At 44.1% G+C, this 1,061-nt stretch carries 1 protein-coding gene; it reads left to right on the top strand.

Annotated elements, in window-relative coordinates:
- The coding region (locus tag ACFINH_RS09960; protein ID WP_375633010.1) for a Bgr_08870 family protein at positions 1 to 975 on the top strand (975 nt) is incomplete at its 5' end.
- Positions 976 to 1,061: the final 86 nt, after the last annotated feature.

Here is a 1,061-nt window from a genome sequence, read left to right as displayed (position 1 = left end):
CTTGATGATTTTAGAGCTAAGATCAACGAAGATCTCACAAGCTATGGTCGTTTAGCCAGCCCCAATGAATGGCAGAATTATAATAAATTTACCAGCAAAGTCACTATGAGTGGTGGCTTAGAACTGTTGGGAAACACATCATTGAATATTACCCATAATAACAAAATGATCACTAACTTAAGTACAAGCGGAAGCTCACTTAAAGGACCTTTGAGAGTCGATGGAGAACTTGTTTATACGAAATCAGAAATAGATATTCTCAAGCAGGAAATTAAAAACATCAAAAAAGATTTGATTAATAAACTCATTATTGCCGATGCTGAATTGCTTTATACGCAAGATGGGAAAATTGAATGGCCCAACTGGGTCACGGATAAAACCAAAGTCGAAATTACAGCCTGGGGTGGCGGCGGTAGTGGTGGTTGCTCTTGGTCTTATTGCTTAGGCGGCGGTGGAGGAGGTGGAGGTTGTTCCGTGTGGTACGGCTATAAAGCCAGTTTAAACGGGCATGAGGATATCATCATTGGTAAAGGAGGAACTTCTGTTGCAAAGCATGGTGCGACAGGAAATTCTGGAGGCACAACAACCGTTGGCAAAAATTTTATGACAGCTACAGGAGGAAAAGGTGGTGGAGGTGCTTATTATTCCAGCTCATCATCCCGTTACTCAGGTTCTGGTGGTACTGGAGGAGTTGGCGGGAACTTTGGTTGGGCAACAGATGGTCTCTTAGGACTTGCCAAAGGCGGAAATGGTTATGCTGGAACGAAAGGAATTGATGCAGAAATGAGTGGTAACGGAGGTGATGCTGGGGGCGATACATCAAGGGGTGGCGCTGGAGGAACGGGAGATGGTTACTATACTTCAGGAAAAGCAGGGCGTGGTTTTGGGGGTGGAGGTGCTGGTGCTAACGGGGATGGGTATTACAGCGGTGCTGGTGCTGATGGCGCTGTTCTTATAAGGTTATGGAAAGATTAAATGGATGCACAAGTAACCAAGATATGACAGAAGTCAAATGGATAGCTGTTCTATAAGCGAGCTTGTATGTTTTTAAGTCCTTTAAA

Origin of the sequence: Bartonella sp. AA74HLJMH (assembly GCF_042197045.1) — a bacterium.
Taxonomy (GTDB): Bacteria; Pseudomonadota; Alphaproteobacteria; order Rhizobiales; family Rhizobiaceae; genus Bartonella.
Note: the sequence above shows the minus strand (reverse complement) of the source record. Positions and strands in the feature narration are given on the sequence as shown.